Raw genomic sequence first — 1,170 nt, forward strand, 5'->3', positions numbered from 1 at the left:
AGAGCATGTTACGCTCTGTTGCTGAACTCGCAGGGGCACAAGTTGAGTTCTCAGGCGCTTACCCTGGTTGGAAACCAGACGCTGATTCAGAAATTATGGCGATTTTCCGTGATATGTACGAAGGCATTTACGGTCACAAACCAAACATCATGGTTATTCACGCAGGTCTTGAATGTGGTCTATTTAAAGAGCCTTACCCGAACATGGACATGGTTTCTTTCGGCCCAACGATCAAGTTCCCTCACTCTCCTGATGAAAAAGTAAAGATTGATACCGTTCAACTGTTCTGGGATCAAATGGTAGCGCTTCTAGAAGCAATTCCTGAGAAAGCGTAATCCAAACGCGACAACAAAACAAAAAGGGTGCCGAGGCACCCTTTTTTATTGCTATTTGTCACGAGAGTATCGCGAATTATGCACGAGTTTGCGCGTACGCTGCTAGCTCATCCATAGAAGTCTTCGCGACCACTTCACCATTGATGTAGTAAGTAACAAACTCCCCCTCACGTACACCCATTAATGTCTCTTTCTCGCCGTTGTTGTATGTGATGTTCATCTGAACCGTATTTTCATCGATTTGGTGCATTTGGCCTTGCTCGATAACGCGGTTGTTTGTAAGTGGGCCAATCGGCGCTGTTGTAAGCGACTTATCTAGCTGGTGGTTTACATCAATGTAAGTGTCCATCTTAGTATCGAAGATGTGTGGTTTGCCGTTTAGCGGGTTTTTACCAGTCCAGAACTCTAGAGAGTTAAATACGATGTAGTCAGCTGCGATTGCCACACCGTAAACTGGTGCCATAAGCATGTTTAGACCACCACGAGCGTAACGGTTATCTACCGCTTTCAAGTTGAAGCCCATAACATAGCCAGTTACCGCGTTGCTGCCAACACAACCTGAAAGTGAAACTGCCACAGCAGTCAATGCGCCAATTTTAGCAATTGCCTTTTTCATCAAAACCTATAGTTAGAAAGTATTAGGTCGAAAATTCGGCGCGGATATTAGCTTATAAAAACTAGGGATAAAAGACAGAATTTTCCGAAGAAAGCATCTTTATTATTTTTAATACGTGGACATTTATCTAAACAATAAATAACCAATTTAAGATAAGGGTGACGAGATATTCAGCAAATAATAAACGTAACATTTACAACAAACTTTCCACAAAAGGTT

The 1,170-nt window shown here is 42.5% G+C and carries 2 protein-coding genes; one reads left to right on the top strand and one right to left on the bottom strand.

Annotated elements, in window-relative coordinates; genetic code table 11:
- Positions 1-335: M20/M25/M40 family metallo-hydrolase (locus R7P69_RS25010; protein WP_318121795.1), on the top strand; the 335-nt coding region annotated here is incomplete at its 5' end.
- A gap of 76 nt (positions 336-411) precedes the next feature.
- Here the strand turns inward: R7P69_RS25010 and R7P69_RS25015 are convergent.
- Positions 412-951: a DUF3332 domain-containing protein gene (locus R7P69_RS25015; RefSeq protein ID WP_318121796.1), complete on the bottom strand. Its 540-nt coding sequence runs from the start codon at positions 949-951 to the stop codon at positions 412-414.
- Between the last annotated feature and the right edge of the window lie 219 nt (positions 952-1,170).

It is taken from the genome of Vibrio sp. 661, from assembly GCF_033339315.1.
Taxonomy (GTDB): Bacteria; Pseudomonadota; Gammaproteobacteria; order Enterobacterales; family Vibrionaceae; genus Vibrio; species Vibrio alginolyticus.